Genomic DNA, 18321 nt, shown 5'->3' on the forward strand with positions numbered 1-18321 from the left:
AACCGGGCCATACTTGACCTTACCGAACTTTTTGTGGTTCTTTTTGTACAGGATCAACCCGTACAGGTGAAACTGCAAACACATATCTAGGGTTGTGGCACTCCTCTAAGGGTGAGTTTACGTTTAATTTTATAATCATCTTTAACGCTGCATTCACATCAGCATTAATCCGAATTTCATTCAAATACCGAAACCACCCACTTTTACCTCTCTTACCCTGGTAAGACTCTTGCTTACCGCCAGACTCTAAATCCAAAAAAATGCACTTATTTGTATAATATGCTTGTGTAACTATTACCTTAATATCGAGTAACTCAGCTTTGTAAGTAATAAATTTTATGAGCTGGGTAGGAGGAAGTACCCCAAAATTATGATGCTTGTTTTCTAATCTTATATTTTGTTTGTCACCCCCATTTCTGCCAATAATTAACTGGGTTATTTTCTCATCCACCAACCGCTTGACAATCAAACTGCTGGTTTTATGAAGGTATTTTTCTAATCGCTTGTTTCGATTAAAGGTGATTGCCTTGATTTGGCGCTTGGTAGATTTTACCTGGTCAAGTTTTGACAGTAAAAATGCTCGGCGCTGATTGAAAGCTTGATTGATTGATTTGAGATGTTTTTTATCAGAGAGAGTTGGAGTAAATGTTGGCTTAATAGATGCCAAAACTACGAGGTTATCAATCCCTAAATCTCTACCTGCTTTCAGGTTATAATTTAAATTGACCAACGTTACAAGCTGTTGATTGGCAACCTCAACAAAGTAGATCGCTGTTGCAAGACCTATCCTTACCTTGATGACATTTTGGGATTTTGTAGAAATTATTATGTCAGTTTGAGAGAAATGAAGTAGTCCATTATTTTTGTCACCTCCCTTTTTTTCGATCGACTGGTTATCCTGACTTAACAAGTTACATCCCCAGATTTGATGTTTGTATTGGGGGATGCTGGGGAGAAATGAAAATCGAGGTAGATATCGGTCATAAGCTATTCTTGATGGTTGGCAATACTCCCACTCGTGAACAACTTGTTTGAGAATTTGATTTCTCGTTTTAGCAGGTAAGGATTTAGAGGCGTTGGTAGGTTTTAGGATGGCATATAACTGTGGTATAATTATGGTAACACCAAGGTTGGACCCCGAAGTGAAAAAGTTTTTTTTCATATAATATTTACCATGATAGTAGAGATTTATGGACAGAAACGATAAGTCATCAAACTGTTTATAAAACTGCTGCTACCGAGCTATGTAAGGCTTTTCAACAACAATCATAAACTTTGGGATCAACAAAAAGTTTTTTCTTGCTTTGCTAAGCAATGTACAATAAAGTCTAGGGATTATCTGATCTAGTGTAACACCAATGATGAAAGCGATCGTTTTTCAAAACCCCGGAAGCCCGTCCGTATTGAAACTGCAAGATATCCCCGCCCCTACTATACAAACAGAAACTGAAGTTTTGGTGCGGTTGCGAGCGGCGGGTATCAATCCGATAGATACTAAGTTGCGATCGCGCGGCACTTTTTACCCCGATAAAACTCCTCACGTTTTGGGGTGCGATGGTGCTGGAGTCGTAGAGGGTGTCGGTGCTGGTGTGCAAAGTTTCCAAGTGGGAGACGAGGTTTTTTTCTGCAATGGCGGTTTGGGCGGGTCGATCGGTACTTATGCTGAGTTTGCTGTTGTAGACCAACGCTTTCTCGCCCTCAAGCCTGCTGCTTTAAGTTTTGCTGAGGCGGCGGCGGCACCGTTAGTTTTAATTACAGCTTGGGAATCGCTGTACGATCGAGGGCGCTTGCAAGCGGGTCAAAAAGTGCTGATTCAAGCTGGTGCCGGCGGTGTCGGCCACGTCGCGATACAGTTGGCAAAGTTGCAGGGGGCAGAGGTTTGCACGACTGTTAGTTCTGAGGAAAAAGCCACTTTTGTCAAGCACTTAGGTGCAGATTCAGTTATTTTATACAAAAATACCAATGTTGTCGATGAGGTTTTGACCTGGACTCAAGGACAAGGAGTTGATTTGGCTTTTGATACAGTCGGGGGAGAAACTTTTTACCAAACTATTCCGGCTGTGAAGATTTATGGAGATTTGGTAACAATTTTGGAACCCGATCCGGCTTTGGGTAATTTGAAAACAGCGAGAATGCGGAATCTGAGAATTAGTCTGGAATTAATGTTAACACCAATGCTGGAAGGTTTGGTGGAGGAACAGGAACAGCAGGCTCATATTTTGCAGAAGTGTGCTCGTTTGTGCGATCGCAATTTGCTAAAAATTCACGTCAGCCAAACTTTCCCTCTCGAAGAAGCGCAAGCCGCTCACGAACTGTTAGAAACAGGCTCAGTAACCGGTAAAATAGTGCTTGAAATGGGGGGTTAAAAATGCGGATGCTTAAATAAAAAAATCACAAATGATATCATGTCCGGTCGAGGAACCGCGATTTTTGTAGGGTTCCCCTCACCAAGAATACCTGCTGCCAATAATTGACAATCTAAAAAACTCGCTCCGACCGGGATATTATGACTAATCGATCGGACATGATATGAAATTCTTGGATAGAAAGGTGCAAAATCCTCGTTAATAATTTTGAGAGAGTTCTGGCTAATTAGACGACCAAGGTGAATGTTTGTTTTCTATAAAATCCCTTGGCATCGGAATGATTCATTTGTCTCTCCCGTTTCTCTGTATCCTCTGCGCCCTCTGGGGTTTAATCATTCCAATACAACCGAAATTCATATTGTTACGCTAATGATTAAAAGGGGAGCAGCCTAAAAGATGTAAAATCGATTCTATAAACAAGAGCAAAAACCGCATAGGGAAAATGCCACTGTCGATCGAGAAATTTGGGAGTCAAGTGCTGAATTTGAAACGACGAAAGGCACGGCGCAGAGTCCTAATTTTGGATAACTAACGGCGATTCACTTGTAACCAACTTTCCAGCGTCACCAGCAGCCACAACTTCAGCCCATAGCGGGGAAAAACTTCGCCACGATAGTTTAGCCACTCGCGAATTAGTGTTTGATCGAGGTAAGGCGCGATCGCCGCATGACGATTCAGCAGCAACGATCGCGCTTGCCGCTGCCAATCCCTCAAAAACCACTGCTGCATCGACATCACCATGCCGCTTTTCGGACGGTTGACAATGACATCGGGCAGCAAATCCGCCACAGCAGCTTTGAGAACCGCTTTTTCCTGCGCGCCCGAAAGCTTATATTCTGGGGGAATTTGCAAACTTAGTGCCACCATCCGCGAATCAAACAAAGGCGATCGAGCTTTTAGTCCCGCCGCAGCCGTGAGATTATTCACCTTGGTCAAAATGTAATCGGCTCCTTTAAACTCAATGTTGAGCCGCATCAGCCGATTCAAAAACGTCGTTTCTGTCTGTTGCAATTCCTCAGCAAAGACGGAAGGCACATTTTTAACCTGATTCCAAACCTCCGGCTTCAGCAAACGTGGCAAATCCACATAGCATTTTTGAAACGAAGTCAAGTAAGCTGCGATCGGATCAGCTTTAACCTGAACGGAACCGTACAAACTGTTGAGTAACATGGGCTTATTTTTCGGCCCGCCAAAGCACGGATCGCCACCTTCGCCATTGAGTACCACGTCTGCGAATTGTTTTGCCGATCGCCCCAACAGCAAATTGGGAACCGTCAAGCCTTCCCCCACTGGATCATCCATCGCCGCCAGCGTTTCCGGCAGCAACTCCCAAATTTGCTTTGGCGAAACTTCTAAAATATGGTGCTCAGTGCCACAATGTGCTGCGACGATGTTGGCAAATTCAATCTCGCTGGGATATTGAGCGCCAAAGTGCATCGAGAAAGTGTGCACCGGGCGATCGTGCAGTCGCGCTGCGATCGCCGTGACGCAACTTGAATCAATACCACCCGAAAGATATGCTGCGACTGGTTCTCCCGCTGGTAGCGCTTCCTGCACCAGTTGTTCCAAAAGCGATCGCACTTGTTGACTATGCCATTCCAAAGGGCGATCAGCGTTAGTAATTTGCTCCTGTGGCTGCCAGTATCTGTGCGCCTCAATATCCGGTAAGTACAGGTAGCTACCGGGCCGCAACTCTCGCACCGCTTCCCACAGCGTTTGTGCTCCGGGTACAAAGGCACAGCACAAGTAGTCGCGCAAAGCAACTAAATCCAGTGCTCGATCGTGATACGGATTGAGCGATCGCAGTCGAGGCGCGATCCAGCGAGTCGTTCCTGCACGGGTGTAATAGAGCGTTTTGCCTCCCACGCGATCGCGCCCCAGACACAAGGTTTTCTCCTCTCGATCCCACACGGCAAGGGCAAATTGTCCTGACAGCAAGCTCAGTGTTTTAATACCGTACTGTTCCCATAGCCACGCGACGATCGCCAAATCGGTCAATCCATCTGTGTCAATCTGTTGTTTGAGCGTGGGGGTGCGATCGAAGCAGCAGTCACCTACGAGTACAAATCGCTGATTGGGGCTGAAGGTGGGTTCACCTCCGATTATGGCAAAACCGGAAGTCTCCCAAGTTGCAGGGTGCGATCGGGCGGCGGAGCCCCAAACAATGACCCAATTAGGGTAGATAGACTTCTGAGTCTGCATTTTAAATTAGACATCTCCCATAATTATTGTGGAACAGGCATCTTGCCTGTTCAAAACAGGCAATTCTTGCGATGACTATTACATTAAAAAACGTTTGAAAGTAACTTATAAATCAAGCGAAAAATAGCTGTTCCAGCGATCGCACCCAAAGCACCCAACCATCCCACAAACAACACACCAGTGATCGGAGAATTCGGATAAATCGCAAGTGCCGCCGTCTGCAAAGCCGGGAAAAACCACAGCAAAGCCAGAGTACCTGCGCCAATAATCAACATCTCAGTTTGTTCGATCGCCCTGCGGTACTGGCCGTAAATCAAACCCGCCACAATCATCCCCAACAATCCGATACTCAAGCCTGGAGAGGGCAGCAAACTCGTCAGGGCGATCGCCAGCACCCCCCCCTCAAAACCCGTAAACGCCGCCCCTCCCAAAATATCCCAAATCGAAAAAGCCCGTCTCTGCCCAGGTTGCAGATTTCCCGGAGGAGTCGCAGGAACAGGCACAGGAGCCTGCTGAGTCGGTGGCTGCGGCTGAGTTTGTAGGGGAGTCGGAGTCCTTACTGCCGGGGGCTGCACGACCATCGTAGGCTGTTGAGAATTGTATTTCAGAGCCGCTTCCACCTCGGCGGCAGATTGAAAGCGCTGACTGGGAGCCGGCAACAACATTCGATCGAGAACGTGAGCCAAACGCGAACTTACCTGCACCCGCGATCGCCAATTCCACTCATTTTGATAACTATCAAACAATTCCGTCGGCTGCAAACCGCTGAGCAGGGTAATGCAAGTCACAGCCAAAGCATAAAAATCCGTTGCTGGATAAACCTCTTGTCCATTCATCTGTTCTGGCGGAGCGTAACCCAAAGAATAAATACCAGTCGAAGCTTTAGAAGTTCCCGCAGTTTGCGTTACCTGTTTAACAGCCCCAAAATCTAATAAATAAAGCCGACCATTTTTACCCCGCATAATATTAGCAGGTTTAATATCCCGGTGAATCGAGCCGCGAGAGTGCACAAAATCGAGAACCTTCAAAATTTCCCGCAGTACCTCCATCGTTTCTGCCTCCGAAAACTTACCTTTTACAGCAAGTTCATCCTCCAAATTTTCACCGTCAATAAATTCTTGAACCAAATAGAAAAACTGATCGTTTTTACCCGCCTGCAAACTCATAACAGTCAGCTCAAAAAACGCCAACAAACTCGGAATTTGCGAATGTTCGTTTCCGAGTTCTTCCAGCACCGCCGCTTCCCGTTCAAACAGAGTTTGAGCGATTTTTAGCTGTGCCGGAGTCAGACTTACCGACGGCTGCAAAAGTTTAGCAACGCACTGCCTCATCGCCGGAGTATAGCGGTCTCTGGCCAAAAAAGCCGCCCCAAAACCGCCTTGGCCCAACAACCTCACGGGCAAATAGCGGCCGCTCAAAATCATGGGCATCCCGCAAGCGGTGCAAAACTTTTGCTGCACGGTTTTCAGCAGGGAACTGTCATCGAGGTCGGGAAAATAGTTTTGAGGGCGCGGGCAGCCCGGTCGGGTGCAGTAAACTTCCATTTTTGTTTGCTAAGAAGAAGGAAGAGGGAAGAAGGAAGAGGGAAGAAGGAAAAGGGAAGAAGGAAGAAAAAGAGGTGGTTAAACCAGATTTCGATTTCTCAACTAACCGCGAACTGCTAACTGCAAGCGACCTAAGAGATTAACTTCCCGCCGAGTTGGGAGTTCCTATTTCTATGAATCCCAAATCGAGCGCCGGGGGTTCTTTCTTCTCCAGGATGGTCGAATAAGTAGCAAACTGGGGCAAAATTTCATTGCTGAAAGCCTCTGCTGCTTTAGAACGGTAGCGGTTGGGGTTGTAAATCAGCGACAAAATGCGAGTTACTACAACTTCGTCCATTTGAGATTTGTGCAAAACGCCCATGAGTAACTCTTTTTCGATCGCCGAAACGGACACAAAAGCAGCGCCCAGCCCCGACTGAACGGCATTTTTAATTGCTTCGATCGAATTTAGTTCCATCTCAATTTTCAGGCGCCGCGTGTCAATGCCGCAGCGAGTCAGTACCTGATCGATTACTTTGCGGATAGTAGACTGCGAATCGAGGGATATAAACTGCAATTTGTAAAGGTCTTCTTTTTGGATAGTTTCTTGTTGTACCATCGGGTGAGATGGAGGGAGAATCAGAGCCAATTCGTCCTCAGCGTAAGGAACAATTTCTAAAGCTTCTACAAGTTCGGTAGGAATTTCTCCGCCAACAATTGCCAAATCGATTTGCCCGTTAGCCACACTCCACGCCGTGCGGCGGGTCGAGTGAACGTGAAGCTGTACTGCTACATCCGGGTACTTTTGGCGAAACATTCCGATCATCCGGGGAAGCAAATACGTCCCCGTTGTTTGAGAAGCGCCGACGATCAAAGTACCGCCTTGGAGGTTTTGCAAGTCTTCCAGAGCTCGACAAGTTTCCTGGCAAAGCGATAAAATTTTCTCGCCGTAACTCAGCAGCAGGTGTCCGGCTTCGGTCAGTTGCGCCCGCCGCCCCCCCCGGTCAAACAGCGGCACGTCCAACTGTCTCTCTAAGTTTTGCACCTGCAAGCTAACTGCTGGCTGGGATACATAGAGGCTGTCCGCGGCGCGTTTGAAGCTTCCTTCAGAGGCGATCGCCTTGAGAATGCGTAACTGGTCTAAAGTGAAAGGAAGGTCAGACATATATCTAAATTGTCAGTTGTCAGTTTTCAGTTTTCAGTTGACGGTTGACGGTTGACTGTAGGCAGCGAACAGCAAACAGCGAACAGTCAACAGCGAACAGTCAACAGCGAACAGCGAACAGTCAATAGTCAACAGCGAACAGTGAACAGTTAACTGACTGATAACCGCTGAATGCTCCCATAGATACTTTGTGACACAAATTGGCCGAGAATCAATAACTTTTCTTAATATTTGCAATGACGATCGACTTGGCGCTCGACTCCCACTTAGTTATTCTGGGCCTGTTACTGGTTTTTGCGATCGCCCACAGCGGTTTAGCAGCCCTCCGGCCCAAAGGTGAAAAGCTGATCGGGCCGAGACTTTATCGCGTTTTGTTTGCCCTTGTCAGTTTGCCGCTAGCCGTCATTCTGATTGTCTACTTTTTCAACCACCGCTACGACGGCGTACAGCTTTGGCAAGTACAGGGATTACCCGGAGTTAAACCCGCAGTTTGGATACTTTCGGCAATTTCTTTTCTGTTTCTGTACCCAGCAACTTTCAACCTCCTAGAAATTGCCGCCGTCCAAAAGCCCCAAGTTCACCTCTACGAAACTGGCATCATTCGCATCACCCGTCACCCGCAAATGGTGGGACAGGTGATTTGGTGCGTGGCCCACACCCTGTGGATTGGCACTAGCTTTACCCTCGTTACTTCCATCGGTTTGGTACTTCACCACCTGTTCGGAGTGTGGCACGGCGACAGACGACTTCAGGCTCGTTTTGGAGAATCCTTTGAAACCATCAAATCTCGAACCTCAATAATTCCTTTTTTGGCAATCCTCCAAAAGCGTCAAACCCTTCATGTGCTGGAGTTTCTGCGTCCTTCCTACGTGGGTGTAGTCATTTTTACAGGCCTGCTGTGGGAAATTCATCCTTTTTTGATGCGTGTAACTAGGAACATATACTGGTAGCATGATCCCTAGAATAGAAAAAAAATTATTAAATTTTGAGGGCTCATGGTGTTGTCGGTTAGCGAACGCACTTTTGCACAAGAGGTGTTTCAAGCCTCTACCCCCGTTTTAGTTCACTTTTCGGCTCCTTGGTGCGGTTTGTGCCGCGCGATCGATCCCACGCTTAAGACGTTTGAAGCACAGTGGGCAGAAAAAGTCAAGCTGGTTGGCGTGAATGCCGATCAATGTTTCAAGTTGGCCCACACTTACCGGCTGACAAGTCTGCCCACGCTGATTTTGTTTGAGGGCGATAAAGTTCGATTTAGATTGGAAGACTACCAAGGGCGGGAGGAACTGCGGCGGACTCTGGATTCCTGGATGCTCGCGGCTCACGTAGCTTCCCCATCTCAACGGCTGCAACTTCAGGAAGTAGCCAACAGGTAACGGTTCCAAGGCATTCGGCTCTTGTTTAGAAGACCTTCGGCTTTTATGTAGAAAGCAGAAGGCTTTCCCCATTTTTACCTCAAATCTGACACCAAAATAAATCTCGCCGTCTTGAACGCACAGGACTGTGAGATTTGTCGTATAGTTTTCGTTTGCACGGGAATAATTTTCGGCGTTTATTGCGATCGTCTCGCTCGCGATGAAAAAGTAGTGCGATCGTCTCGCTCGCTATTGCACTCGCCTATAGCAATACTTAAAGAATTGGATCAAGTATTTTGGCCCAGTCGCGCAGGCGTGTGCCACAATTTGTAAAGAATTGTGGCAATATCTAGTAGAAACTTTAAATTACCTATCAGTCATGGAACTGCTTTATCAATACGCTTGGCTGATTCCAGTCCTGCCACTGGCAGGCGCAATGCTAGTAGGTCTAGGCTTAATCACGTTTAACCAGGCAACCAACAAACTCCGACAGGCGAATGCGATATTAATCGTCTCCGCACTGGGAGGGTCAATGGTACTCTCTTTCGCTTTGCTGTGGAGTCAACTACAGGGCCACGCACCCTACACCCGCACTATTCAGTGGGCTTCTGCTGGCGACTTCTCGCTGAATATGGGCTATATTATCGACCCCCTGACGGCGGTAATGCTGGCGATCGTAACCACGGTCGCCTTTTTGGTGATGATTTACACCGACGGCTACATGGCGCACGATGACGGGTACGTGCGCTTTTACGCCTACCTCAGCATCTTCAGCGCGTCGATGTTGGGTCTGGTAATCAGCCCGAACATCGTTCAGATTTACATTTTTTGGGAACTCGTAGGTATGTGTTCATACCTGTTAGTCGGATTTTGGTACGATCGCAAACCCGCTGCTGACGCTTGCCAAAAAGCTTTTGTCACCAACCGCGTCGGCGACTTCGGCCTGCTGCTGGGCATCCTCGGCATTTACTGGGCCACCGGCAGCTTTGAATTTGATGTGATGGGCGAACGTCTCCACTCTTTAGTCGAATCCGGTGCTCTTTCGGCGACTCTGGCGACAATCTTCGGCGTCCTGATATTTTTGGGGCCAGCAGCCAAATCCGCTCAATTCCCCCTCCACGTCTGGCTACCAGACGCAATGGAAGGCCCGACACCGATTTCGGCATTAATCCACGCCGCGACAATGGTAGCCGCCGGCGTATTCCTGATCGCTCGGATGTACCCGGTGTTTGAAGGGCTGCCGGCAGTCATGAATTTGATCGCCTGCACCGGCTGTTTTACGGCATTTATGGGAGCTTCGATCGCGATTACCCAAAATGACATAAAAAAAGGCCTCGCCTACTCCACCATCTCCCAACTCGGCTACATGGTGATGGCAATGGGCGTCGGCGCTTACAGTGCCGGACTTTTCCACTTGATGACTCACGCTTACTTCAAAGCAATGCTGTTCCTGTGTTCAGGTTCAGTGATTCACGGTATGGAAGCAGTTGTAGGCCACAACCCTGCACTCGCTCAAGATATGCGAGTCATGGGCGGCTTGCGGAAATATATGCCCATTACCTCTGCTTGCTTTTTAATCGGAAATTTGGCAATCTGCGGAATTCCGCCGTTTGCTGGTTTTTGGTCAAAAGACGAAATTCTCGCCAGCGCCTTCGCAGCAAATCCCGCTCTGTGGGCTGTTAGCTGGCTGACAGCCGGGATGACCGCGTTTTATATGTTCCGAATGTATTTCAGCACCTTTGAGGGCGAATTCCGCGGCAATAACAACGCTATCAAACAGCAACTTCTGCAACCGGGTTTGGTTTTCGGCCCCGGAGCGATGAACGTTAAGGAATTGGCATCAACTGGCGACAGTCACGATGAGCACGACCATTTGCCTCACGAATCTCCTCTGACAATGGCTCTGCCGTTAGTGTTGCTGGCAGTACCTTCTGTGTTTATCGGTTTTCTCGGTACGCCGTTTGCCAATTATTTCGAGCAGTTTGTTCGCGCTCCAGGCGAGTCTCTCGAAGAAGTTTTGGAACACGCTGCTGAGTTCAATTTGACGGAATTTTTAATCATGGGCGGCAGTTCTGTAGGTATTGCTTTGCTGGGCATTACTTTGGCTTCTCTGATGTATTTGAGCCGTAAAATTGACGCAAGTGCGATCGCCCAAAAAATCAAACCGCTTTACGAGTTCTCCCTCAACAAGTGGTATCTCGACGATATCAACGACTTTCTCTTTGTCAAAGGCAGCCGCCGTTTGGCGCGGCAAGTCATGGAAGTGGATTTGCGAGTCGTCGATGGTGTAGTCAACTTAACAGGGCTTATCACCCTGGTTACGGGCGAAGGTTTGAAATACTTTGAGAGCGGTCGCGCTCAATTTTATGCCCTGATTGTGTTTGTCGCAGTTCTGGGTTTTGCGATCGTTTCTGGCATGAGTTGAGATGAATAAATGGGAAATGGGTTTACCATTTCCCATTTCCCAATTGAAATGTCATAGGTTGAAATTTAGGAGATCAATCATGGACAAAGCTATTTACTCACCTTTCCGCTTAATCGTTGGTTTTTTTCTGGGATTATTTATCGCGTTAAACCTTACACCAGTTGTTGCTGCTACCACACCGCCGAAAGTGAATTGGAACGAAGGGCCACACATTGTTTCCCTGGGGGACAATCTCGCTCAGTTGAATTTACCTAAAGGATATCTATTTGCCAATGCTGAGGATACCTCAAAATTGATGGAGTATATGGGAAATATTCCCTCAAAACAGGACATTGGTTTAGTAGTTCCCAACACTCCTAACAAAGATTGGTTTGTTGTGTTCAGCTATGACCCACTTGGCTATGTTAAAGAGGATGAGTCTCAATCTATTGATTCAAAGGCTATTCTTGAAAGCATTAAAACTGGAACAGAAGAAGAAAACAAACAGCGACAATCAAAAGGTTTACCCTCTCTTGTAATTACTGGTTGGCAAGAAGTACCTCATTACGATCAAGCTTCGCATAACTTGGTATGGGCACTTTTCGCTACCGAAAATGGCAATCCAGTGGTGAACTACAACACCCGCAAACTAGGTCGTGGTGGAGTGACTTCGATTACTCTAGTCACATCTCCTACAGAACTGCCACTGTTGAAACCAGAAATCGAAAAACTTGTTGCTAATTACGACTATGTGACTGGGAATAAATACAGTGACTTTATTCAAGGTACTGATAAGGTGGCTGAGATTGGTCTAACGGCTCTCATTGCTGGCGGTGTAGGAGCAGCAGCAGTCAAAACCGGAGTTTTTGCCAAAGTTTTACTGTTCTTTGTTGTAGCCTTGAAAAAAATTTGGATCTTCTTGATTATAGGGTTAGGTGGGCTTTTCAAAAAGCTATTTGGTGGTCAAAAGCCTCAAGATAATTCTGAGGAGGGAGCGACTGATAAAAAGTGAAAACTATTGAACTTGATACACGAAGAGTGCAAGTACCTTGCTTGCTTAGGTAGTGTCGTTTAAATCCTCAACAGCTTATTTGTGCTTTAATCTAAATAAAGTATAAAGTTTAGGTTATAATGCCAAAAAGATGTCTAAATGTGATAGTTGAGAGTTGATTTTAGAACACAATGGATACAGCTAACTTTCCCTGGTTAACAACAACAATTCTGTTTCCCATTGCTGCGTCCCTGCTGATTCCTTTGATTCCCGATAAGGATGGCAAGACGGTGCGGTGGTATGCCCTAATTGTGGGTTTGATCGATTTTGCCCTACTTGTTTACGCTTTTTATACTCAGTACGACTTCAGCAATCCAGACTTGCAACTGGTAGAAAGCTATACTTGGGTGCAGCAACTCGATTTAAATTGGTCGGTTGGTGCTGATGGTTTGTCGATGCCGCTGATTTTGCTGACTGGTTTTATTACTACTCTGGCTACTTTAGCGGCTTGGCCGGTCACATTTAAACCGAAGCTATTTTACTTTTTGATGTTGACAATGTACGGCGGGCAAATAGCAGTTTTTGCCGTGCAAGATATGTTGCTGTTTTTCCTAGTTTGGGAACTGGAATTAGTACCCATTTACCTGATTTTGTCAATCTGGGGCGGCAAGAAGCGCCTTTACGCAGCAACTAAGTTTATCCTGTACACCGCAGGCGGTTCGCTGTTTATTTTGCTTGGCGGGCTGACGATGGCGTTTTACGGCGATACGGTGACTTTTGATATGCGGGCGATCGCAGCTAAAGATTATGCCCCCAATGTAGAATTGATCCTGTATACAGGTTTCTTAATAGCTTACGGCGTCAAACTGCCAATTTTTCCGCTGCACACTTGGCTCCCTGACGCTCACGGGGAAGCAACCGCACCCGCCCATATGTTGCTAGCAGGAATTCTGCTAAAAATGGGCGGTTACGCTTTACTGCGGATGAATGCGGGAATGCTCCCAGATGCTCACGCTACCTTCGCGCCCATCTTGGTAATTTTGGGTGTGGTTAACATTGTTTACGCGGCATTAACTTCTTTTGCTCAGCGAAATTTGAAGCGGAAAATTGCTTATTCTTCGATTTCGCACATGGGGTTTGTGCTGATTGGGATAGCTTCGTTTACTGATTTGGGAATGAGCGGTGCAATGCTGCAAATGGTTTCCCACGGTTTAATAGGGGCGAGTTTGTTCTTCATGGTAGGATGCACTTACGATCGCACTCACACGCTCATGCTCGACGAAATGGGCGGTGTCGGGCAGAAAATGCGTAAGGTTTTTGCGATGTGGACTGCTTGTTCTATGGCTTCTTTGGCTTTGCCGGGAATGAGCGGTTTTGTAGCAGAATTGATGGTGTTTGTAGGTTTTGCAACGAGCGATGCTTACAATCCTGTGTTTAAAGTTTGTGTGGTATTTCTAGCTGCTGTCGGGGTGATTTTGACTCCGATTTATCTGCTGTCGATGCTGCGCGAAATCTTCTACGGGCCTGAGAATAAGGAATTGTCCGATCACGAAGAATTGGTGGATGCGGAACCGCGAGAAGTGTTTATTATTGCGGCTCTGTTGGTGCCGATTATTGGCATTGGTTTGTATCCGAAGATGCTGACTCAGGTTTATGATGCGACTACTGTACAGTTGACGGCTAAGTTGCGCGATTCTGTGCCGTCGCTTGTGGCTAAGGCTGCTGCGGATAAAACTCTGTCTCTGCGTGCTCCGGCGATCGAGCCGAGTAAGTTGTAATTTGAACGGGAGTTAGGAAGAAAACCCCCAAAATCTTAGAAAGATAGAGTTTGGGGGTTTTCTATTTTTTTTTTCGGTGGGGCGATCGAAACTGAATTATTTGGTGGTTGTGCTATCCTAGTGGAGTCTCTGTTAAAAACATTACATTAGCAGCCATGCCGACACCTTCCACAAGTCATTTACCAAAACCTAAATCTTGGGATGAATTTGAGGATATTACATGGGAAATTTATCAACGAAAATGGCACGACAATCAGGCACAGAGATATGGCAGAAGTGGACAGGCACAAAATGGTATTGATATTTATGGTCGGCAAAACAGTTCCGACAAGTATATAGGTGTTCAGTGTAAACGAGTTGAGGATAACAAGCTAACCAAGAAAATAATCCAGGCAGAGATTGTCAAAGCAGAATGCTTTTCACCTCCACTCAGTGAGTACATTATTGCAACTACGGCATCAAGAGATGCAAAGCTTCAAGATTTTGTCCGGTCTTTAAATGAAAAGCGTAGATTAGAAAATAAGTTCCCTGTCTATATAGTGTTTTGGGAAGATATATGCAATGACTTGGCAGAGCCCAATAATCGTGATTTACTCAAGAAGTATTATTCTGAGTGGGAACAGATATTTAGCAATCAAGAGAAATCTATAAGTAGTGAGCAGGTTGCATCTATTCATTGTCTTTTGAGCTTGGAAATACAGCAAGACTGCAACTTACTTCAGGAACTTCTTAATCAAAATCAAGATGCTTTATCGAAAAAATGGCAATCATGCTTTAGTAAAAATCGCGGCGTATGGCGAGAAGAATCGTCTCGTTTACTTCTTGCTAGAAGTAGTATAGAGTTAATGTCAAAAGTTCAAAACTTTTACCACCAATTGGATGATATTGAGAGTAGATGCAAAAGTCTACTTGCCTTGAGATATAGAATTGAATTGGTGAATTCAAAACCCATGTATATAGATTCTAAGGGTGGGATTTTCGGATTTAATACAAAGCCTTTACACCCTTTGGCAAGTTGCTTCTACACAGACTCAGACCTGAAAGAGGTATTTGATTTAACGGAAAAATCCTCTACGGACTTCAATAAGCTGAAAGAAAAAGTTCATGAAACGCTGAATCTTGGCAATCAAATAACTTGTGAGTTAATTAAATTATGCAATTCTGGGAGTTGATATAACAAGCCCGTTGTAGGCCGACTGTATCGAGGTCGTTGAAGGTGGAGTTGAGAATTTTCAGGAACTCATCCTGCTGAGATCGCAATACCCAATACTTCAAAATTACCATTTGGTCGATCGCCCTTCATTCCGGTATTGCGATCGCTCTCTTAGTTTCTAGCCTAATTATTCTGCGAAGAGTGCGATCTTTGTTAAGGGCGATCGCGCTTCTAAGATTCTTACGGCTTCAGATCGAGCAGTTGGGGGTAATTGACACCTTGATTGATTATTGTACCGCCTCAGATTCTTTGAGGGCTGCACTGAACGCGAAGTGGTTAAGATTCAGCAGCGATCGGGAATCCTGAAATTATCTGTTGCCGAATGGGTATCTGAATCACAAACTCGGTGCCTGAGCCAGGTGTAGAAAAACACTGGATGTTACCGCGATGTTTTTCAGTAATGATTTGATAACTAATCGACATTCCCAAACCTGTACCTTTACCGATGGCTTTGGTCGTGAAAAAGGGATCAAAAATGCGCTGCTTCACTCGGTCTGTCATACCGATTCCGTTGTCAGCGATCGCCACCTCCACCCATTGATTGTCGATCGCAGAAGTCCGAATCGTAATCTGGTTCGGGGTGTCTTTAAGCTCCTGATAGGAGCGTTTGCTATTCATCTCATCTAGGGCATCCAGGGCATTGACCAAAATATTCATGAATACCTGATTGAGTTGTCCGGGGAAACATTCCACCTTGGGCAATGTGCCATAGTCTTTGATCGTTACCACGCCTGGACTCTCTGGTTTATCTTTGAGTCGGTGTTGCAAAATCAGCAATGTACTTTCAATTCCCTCATGAATATCAACATCTTTGAAGTCTGCTTCATCCATGCGAGAAAAGTTTCGCAACGAGACGACAATACCGCGAATTCGCTCGGTTCCTACCCTTATAGATGAAATTATCTTTTGGATATCTTCAGTGAGGAATTCCAAATCGATTTCCTCTGCCATTGCTTGCACGTCTGGATCGTTGCTGGGATGGCGCTGTTGATAGAGTTCTATCATCTGCAGCAGATTTTGGGTATATTCGTCCAGGTGGGTGAGATTACCGTGGATGAAGTTGACGGGGTTATTAATTTCATGGGCAATTCCCGCAACCAACTGTCCCAAGCTAGACATTTTTTCGCTTTGGATAACTTGCATCTGGGCTTTTTTTAGTTCGTTTAGGGTTGTCTCCAGTTCTTTAGCTTGCGCCGTCGAGGAGATTGCTAGTTCTTCGATCGCAGCAACCTGGGGTAGAGTTGTCCAGCAAGCAATCGCTACTCCCACAAATGCCAGCGTCATCAACACAATAATCAGCAGATAGGGATTGTGGGTTCCGGCTTCTACCCGCAGCCAAGAGCGGATGAGCCAACTGATCGTCGCTGCACCACAAATCAGCGCAATCAAAATTGCGACCTGAAGCACCACAAAGTCTTCGTTTTTAGGAGGAGTTACTGGCTTGGTATGCAGTCTATCCCACCACGGTAAATGCAAAAATGCCCAAGGAATCCGCAGAACCGCAGCGTCGATAGCTATCACTGCTAACGGCAACAGCAATCCGAGACAAAAATCCATCCATCCCCAGGCAAAACCACCCACCACCAGGGAAATGAACTCCACCACCAGCAATGCTAAGGATAGTCGCCCCCAACGCACGACTGGATCGTTGCGCTGCATCCACAGCCCCAAGTGCAACCCCATAATAGAAATGAAAAAACTCACCCCTGACACCACGACAATTTGAGTGGTGTTGCCCCATACTAAAAATCCTAAACTACATACAAAGGTTAGCAACAGCGCGGGTTCTAGGGCACCCCGACGGGACACTGCGCCAAACACGGGAGACAACAGCCCATCCTGCGCGAGTTGGAAAAGGATGCGGGGCGTATTGCAAACGCTAGTCGCCGATCCCAACAAACAGCTAGCCGCAACCAGCAAAGTGACTATGACAGGGGCAGCGTCTCCCCAGAAAGGCTTGGCAGCCACCAGGAATTTGCCGTACAAATTGCCTTCTAAACCGGCAGCGGTTGCCAACTGCACCAACACTAAAGTGCCACCGACAAACACCAGAGGCATGAACCAGGCAACCCAAGACAGCGCCTTAAGGGTGTCTTTTGGGTGGAGACTGTCTGCTACAAAGGATGAAGCTGTGTCACAGCCATAAAAGCTATAAGCGGCAAACAAGAACCATTTCAGCCAGTCCTGGACACTGATGGCATCAATGCTGGTGGGCAAGAGTCCGGGGCTTTGGGGCGAAAAGGCAAGCCAGCCTAAACCCTGAACGCAGAAGAGGAGTAAAAAGCCGATCGAAGGAAACACAAAAAAGAGGTGCAGAATGGCGACGGCGCGGGTGCCACTGAATGCTACAAAGTAAGCGATCGCAGTAAAACCGATCTCAAACACTTTTTCTGGAATATTCAGCCCCATCGGTGCTAAATGGAATTGGATCAAATCTGTGATGACGATCGCATTAATGGGCGGAAAGGAAACCCACCCCAAGTAGTAGGCAATCCCCAAATAGCGGGAAAGGGCAGGGTAACGATGGAGCAATCGCGTGATGTAATTTGGTGTTCCCCCAGATACATCTGGATATTTCTCACCCAAACTCTGAACTTGAAGGTTAAGCAGAATTCCGACGATAACACCAGGAATCCAGACCAACAGCGATGCGGAGCCAATTCCTGCTTGCATCGACGGCGCTAAGGCAAACCACATCAGATATCCAACCACACTAAACCCCCAAGCTTCTGCAGAGGACATGGTACGCCGGAGGCGATTTAGAAATGGCACAGGATCTATTTCCATAACAAGCAGATAGGGGTCATCCTATTGTGATACAATCGCAATTTTTACAGCCCAGAAAAAACACCTACCTAGTGTTTCCTTCTCGGGCTGAAAATTGTAAGCTCGATCTGATGTAGCGGTGAAAGATTGAGGCGTAATCAGTTGAGGTTGCTAGCAATCGCACTCTTGAGCAAAACAACTCGTTGCAAGTGAGATTTTGCACCAGTTGCAAGAAGCCTTTCACGGGCGGTATCTCCTGCCCACCCCACAATAAAATTCACTTACTTTTTGTGGAACAGGTCGAAAAGCCTGTTAAGCCAGAAGGGTGCAATATTTCAGTTGAAACGGACTCAATAGAGTCTTTTCACTTTGTTTAATGTGCCGTTAGCTAGCGATCGCAATACCCAATACTTTAAAATTACCCTTTGGTCGATCGCCCTTCAATGAGCGTGCGATCGCACTTGCGGGTTTCTATCCTTATTGTTATAAGCTGTTGCACATTTAAACTGTGATACACGCATTGCCCTTATTTTTGATTTTACGACCCCACTTAATTATTAA

At 46.5% G+C, this 18321-nt stretch carries 13 protein-coding genes; 8 read left to right on the top strand and 5 right to left on the bottom strand.

Annotation, left to right across the window (positions count from 1 at the left end):
- Nucleotides 1-19: 19 nt before the first annotated feature.
- Nucleotides 20-1162, bottom strand: a complete 1143-nt coding sequence (locus QT996_RS06530) for a transposase (protein WP_333045359.1) — start codon at nt 1160-1162, stop codon at nt 20-22.
- Nucleotides 1163-1361: 199 nt separating this feature from the next.
- Here QT996_RS06530 and QT996_RS06535 point away from each other — a divergent pair, with 199 nt between their 5' ends.
- Complete coding sequence (locus tag QT996_RS06535; RefSeq protein ID WP_333045371.1) at nt 1362-2366, top strand: zinc-dependent alcohol dehydrogenase family protein; 1005 nt, start codon at nt 1362-1364, stop codon at nt 2364-2366.
- A 528-nt stretch (nt 2367-2894) separates the two neighbouring features.
- Here the strand turns inward: QT996_RS06535 and QT996_RS06540 are convergent.
- Together QT996_RS06540 and QT996_RS06545 are read right to left on the bottom strand one after the other, a co-directional pair.
- Nucleotides 2895-4568, bottom strand: coding sequence for an asparagine synthase-related protein (locus QT996_RS06540; RefSeq protein ID WP_333045360.1), 1674 nt, complete (start codon nt 4566-4568; stop codon nt 2895-2897).
- Between the two features lie 83 nt (nt 4569-4651).
- Nucleotides 4652-6112 carry a serine/threonine-protein kinase gene (locus QT996_RS06545; RefSeq protein ID WP_333045361.1) on the bottom strand — a complete coding sequence of 487 codons (1461 nt, stop codon included), beginning with the start codon at nt 6110-6112 and terminating at the stop codon, nt 4652-4654.
- A 2-nt stretch (nt 6113-6114) separates the two neighbouring features.
- On the opposite strand from QT996_RS06545, the gene QT996_RS06550 reads away from it, so the two are divergent.
- Complete coding sequence (locus QT996_RS06550; protein WP_333045362.1) at nt 6115-6255, top strand: hypothetical protein; 141 nt, start codon at nt 6115-6117, stop codon at nt 6253-6255.
- Here the strand turns inward: QT996_RS06550 and QT996_RS06555 are convergent.
- A complete protein-coding gene (locus tag QT996_RS06555; protein WP_333045363.1) occupies nt 6252-7256 on the bottom strand; it encodes a LysR family transcriptional regulator in 1005 nt (334 codons plus the stop codon). The two genes, QT996_RS06550 and QT996_RS06555, sit on opposite strands and share 4 nt — an antisense overlap.
- 236 nt (nt 7257-7492) lie before the next feature.
- On the opposite strand from QT996_RS06555, the gene QT996_RS06560 reads away from it, so the two are divergent.
- From QT996_RS06560 to QT996_RS06585, 6 genes are all read left to right on the top strand, one after another.
- Nucleotides 7493-8206, top strand: a complete 714-nt coding sequence (locus QT996_RS06560) for an NnrU family protein (RefSeq protein WP_333045364.1) — start codon at nt 7493-7495, stop codon at nt 8204-8206.
- Between the two features lie 45 nt (nt 8207-8251).
- Entirely contained in the window at nt 8252-8629 is a 378-nt protein-coding gene (locus QT996_RS06565; RefSeq protein WP_006635621.1) for a thioredoxin family protein, read from the top strand.
- A gap of 358 nt (nt 8630-8987) precedes the next feature.
- Nucleotides 8988-11033, top strand: a complete 2046-nt coding sequence (locus QT996_RS06570; protein WP_333045372.1) for an NAD(P)H-quinone oxidoreductase subunit 5 — start codon at nt 8988-8990, stop codon at nt 11031-11033.
- Nucleotides 11034-11112: 79 nt separating this feature from the next.
- Nucleotides 11113-12024, top strand: coding sequence for a DUF2167 domain-containing protein (locus QT996_RS06575; protein WP_333045365.1), 912 nt, complete (start codon nt 11113-11115; stop codon nt 12022-12024).
- Nucleotides 12025-12194: 170 nt separating this feature from the next.
- Nucleotides 12195-13781, top strand: a complete 1587-nt coding sequence (gene ndhD1 / locus QT996_RS06580; RefSeq protein WP_445243911.1) for a photosynthetic/respiratory NAD(P)H-quinone oxidoreductase subunit D1 — start codon at nt 12195-12197, stop codon at nt 13779-13781.
- A 155-nt stretch (nt 13782-13936) separates the two neighbouring features.
- On the top strand, nt 13937-14953 hold the full coding sequence (locus tag QT996_RS06585; protein ID WP_333045366.1) for a restriction endonuclease: 1017 nt from the start codon (nt 13937-13939) through the stop codon (nt 14951-14953).
- A 317-nt stretch (nt 14954-15270) separates the two neighbouring features.
- Here the strand turns inward: QT996_RS06585 and QT996_RS06590 are convergent, their stop codons facing one another.
- Nucleotides 15271-17766, bottom strand: coding sequence for an ATP-binding protein (locus QT996_RS06590; protein WP_445304542.1), 2496 nt, complete (start codon nt 17764-17766; stop codon nt 15271-15273).
- Nucleotides 17767-18321: the final 555 nt, after the last annotated feature.

This window comes from Microcoleus sp. S13C4, from assembly GCF_036700865.1.
Classification (GTDB): domain Bacteria; phylum Cyanobacteriota; class Cyanobacteriia; order Cyanobacteriales; family Microcoleaceae; genus Microcoleus.